The sequence below is a fragment of the Candidatus Aegiribacteria sp. genome, assembly GCA_021108005.1.
Taxonomy (GTDB): domain Bacteria; phylum Fermentibacterota; class Fermentibacteria; order Fermentibacterales; family JCC-6; genus Aegiribacteria.
The window spans coordinates 1-3,270 of the sequence record JAIORS010000088.1 but is presented as its reverse complement, the minus strand read 5'-3'; the positions used below and the strand labels follow the sequence as shown (position 1 = coordinate 3,270).

The 3,270-nt window shown below is 38.4% G+C and carries 4 protein-coding genes; all 4 read left to right on the top strand.

Going from position 1 to position 3,270, the window contains the following annotated elements:
• The coding region (locus K8S15_05105) for a radical SAM protein (protein ID MCD4775415.1) at window positions 1-710 on the top strand (710 nt) is incomplete at its 5' end.
• A complete protein-coding gene (locus K8S15_05100) occupies window positions 694-1,656 on the top strand; it encodes a class I SAM-dependent methyltransferase (protein MCD4775414.1) in 963 nt (320 codons plus the stop codon). The genes K8S15_05105 and K8S15_05100, both read left to right, overlap by 17 nt.
• Window positions 1,619-2,311 (top strand): methyltransferase domain-containing protein, encoded by a 693-nt coding sequence (locus K8S15_05095; protein MCD4775413.1) that lies wholly within the window; start codon window positions 1,619-1,621, stop codon window positions 2,309-2,311. Before K8S15_05100 ends, K8S15_05095 begins: the two co-directional genes overlap by 38 nt.
• 64 nt (window positions 2,312-2,375) lie before the next feature.
• Window positions 2,376-3,230: a flippase-like domain-containing protein gene (locus tag K8S15_05090; protein MCD4775412.1), complete on the top strand. Its 855-nt coding sequence runs from the start codon at window positions 2,376-2,378 to the stop codon at window positions 3,228-3,230.
• Window positions 3,231-3,270: the final 40 nt, after the last annotated feature.

The window sequence follows — 3,270 nt, the reverse complement described above, 5'->3', positions numbered from 1 at the left end:
ACCCGTTTCAGGTGCAGGTATCGCTCGATACGGTCAGTGATGAAGCATATGAAAGATTACGGGGAATTCCAGGCGGTTTCACGAATGTCATAAAAGGTATAACAGCATTGAAGGAAGCCGGATACGGTAAAATATCCGTTGGGAGCGTTCTTACAAGAGATAACCTGGACGACCTGCCGGAACTGCAGCGATTCTCACTTGAGAACGGGTTCACTTATCGGGTTACCGCTTTCCAGTTTGAAGGTTTCAATGTTGATAATAATAAACTGAGATCGGATTATAGAACCGTGGAGTTTACACTTAAACTGAATGAGATCGTTTCCAGGCTTAAGAAAATGCCTATCAACAACACAAAAAAGTATCTGGATTCAATGAAATATTACTATACCCTTGATAAATATCATCCGCTTAACTGTATTGTTGGATATTACAAAATATTTATTTTACCGGATGGAGATGTTTCCCTTTGCAACATAATGCATAAGAACGCTGTAGCGGGGAATGTCAGAAAAAATTCTCTAAGGGAAATATGGTATAGTAACCGTGCAGATGAAATAAGGAAGAAAATAAAAGGAAAAGAATGCCCGTCCTGCTGGTTATCATGTTTCGCGGAAGATAATATCCGGTTTTCAGTGAAAGGATGTTTAAGTAATTTTGGATATTTTATCAGGAAAACCAAAAGAATATTTTTAAATGAAACAAAAAGATAAAAAAAACGATTCCGTTTCCGCAGAGAAGTATAGCGAGGAATGGATTCATGATACCTGGGGATGGGATACGCCCGAAGAATTCATAAGAACACAGGGGAGGAATCTCAGGCCTCGTGTTCTGAAAGCTATTGATCTGGCTGATCTCAGCGAGGGCATGAAAATTCTGGACATTGGCTGCGGAAGGGGGGAAGTTGTCCTGCATTGCGCGAGAATGGGAGTTTATTCTGTCGGGGTTGATTACAGCAAAGAGATTATCGAAATCGCCGATGCCGCCAGAGCTGTACATTCAGAACAGGAACAGGAACTCATGGTTTTCATCTGTGATGATGTTAAAAATCTGGAAACCCGGGATAAGTTCGACAGAATATTCATGCTGGATCTGGTTGAGCATCTTCATGACTGGGAGCTTCTTGAGTTGTTTGAATATTGTCATAAAGTCTTAGCGCCCGATGGATGCATCGTTATTCATACACTTCCAAACAGGTGGGTCTATGAAATTACATATCGAAGGCTGCTGAGATTATTCATGCCCTGGCTGCCCAAAAACCCGCGCAGTGAATTTGAAAAAGCAATCCATGTGAATGAAATGAGCATTGTTCATCTATCGAATATTCTCAGCGAAGGGGGTTTCAAATCGAGAGTGTGGCTTCAGGATCTGATAGTGGAGCAGGCAAAATGGCACAAAAAGCAACCCCTTTCGGATAAAAGAGGAAGGTTGTACAGCTGGCTGGCAAATCCGGTTATCGGACTGATGTATAAACTGATTGCCAGAACTCCACTGAAGGTTTTCATTGTGAATGAAATGTTTGCGGTTGGCTGGAAATTCGAAGGTGCCTTATCAGTTGAAATACCCTTCAGACTTACTGAATCTCTTGTTATCTGGTTACTTTCTAGAAGGGAGTTAATAAATGAAGTTCCGTTACAGGAAAAATTATTTCTCAGATAGCAAAGAAAAGTACGATGCTATTGATGACAATGATTTTGACATGATAAGTAAATTTCTTCCCCAATTATCAAATAATCCTACAATACTTGACTTGGGCTGTGGTTCTTGTTCAGTTAGTGAGCGCATAAGAAAAATTATACCAGGTTCATCGATTATTGGTATTGATATTTGCATGCCAATCCTGCAAAAGAGTTTCGAACCTTGTATACAGGGTGATGCAGCAATTTTACCATTTAAGGATGGATCCTTTGAACTTATTATTGCTGCAGCTGCCTTTCATCATTTCCCGAATATTGTAAAAACATTATCAGAATCATACAGATGTCTCGGGAATGGTGGAATATTGTTAGCGTATGAACCGAATAAATATCATCCACAGCGATCTGTAATGATGACGAGCCCACTTCGTCATTTCTTTTATAAAAGCGGCGACCATGCTATATCACCATTCAGTTTCAAAAGGCAATTTAAAAGCACAGGTTTTGATAATATTAAATATCATTATATTTCTTTTGGATATGAAACTGCAAGCAAACCAGCCAGATTTAACAATATTATACATAAAAGAATTTCATCTTCCCGTCTTAAATTCCTTTCAGTATTCACTGCTCCATGGTTCATAATAACAGGAGTGAAAAATCATAGAAGACGATAAAATAAGAGAGCCTGCAAAGAAATCATGGTTTTTCTTTTTGAGACTGGTATTCGCTGTGGGTTTGATGGGTTATTTAGTAATCTCTGTTGGTCTGAATTCACTCTGGGCAACATTTCTTAAAATCAATTTTTTATGGGGTATTCTTGCAGCTATCTGCAATCTTACTTTTTTTGTTCTGGGAGCGTTCAATATCTGGTTACTACTGCGTGTTATGCAGCCGATACCATTTACTGAATATGCAAGAAGTTACATATATGCGTTGTCAATAAATCTATTTGCACCGGGGCAACTTGGAGATGCCTCAATCGCATTGTTTCTGAAAAAACAGGGAATTCCTTTACGAAGAAGCGGGCTGGCTTACCTTATCGATAAAATCGTAACTGTATTTGTACTCTTTTGTATTGCATGGTATGGAGCACATATATTTCTGCCGGAAATCAATCCTGTTTGGTTTATTGTAATGCCTTTTGCAGGTTTGTCTGCTATTGTTTTTGCTATAGTAATTATCCAGAAAGTTCCATCTGATTTTAAATATGTTTTAAAAGCAAAACAATGGACTATATCAACATTAGATGAACTGAAAAGCGTTCGTGATAAATGGCACATTCTAATTCTCAATACATTTCTTACTATTGTAAAATGGCTTGTGATGTGTCTTTCCTATTATTGTGCATTCCGATCCTTCGGGCAATTCATACCCTGGCCCGAAATCGGCATTATTCCAGTTCTTTCAACACTGGTTGGTTACATTCCTGTTTCGGTGGGGGGTATTGGAACTGTTGAGTATTCTGCAGTATCTCTCTTTTCAATTATGGGTGTTGCTGAAACAATTGTTTTGAGTACATATTTGTTTTTGAGGTCATTGCAGTACATGCAAACAGGAGTGATGATGATTTTTACTCATAGAAATAAGAATTGAAAGTAATACAGAACTGAGAGATTGTTTTATCCCTTTAACT

What these genes read in the sequence shown, in the direction of transcription:
- K8S15_05100 (MCD4775414.1), top strand. Translation starts at nt 694, where the DNA reads ATGAAACAAAAAGATAAAAAAAACGATTCCGTTTCCGCAGAGAAGTAT.
- K8S15_05095 (MCD4775413.1), top strand. Translation starts at nt 1,619, where the DNA reads ATGAAGTTCCGTTACAGGAAAAATTATTTCTCAGATAGCAAAGAAAAG.
- K8S15_05090 (MCD4775412.1), top strand. Translation starts at nt 2,376, where the DNA reads ATGGGTTATTTAGTAATCTCTGTTGGTCTGAATTCACTCTGGGCAACA.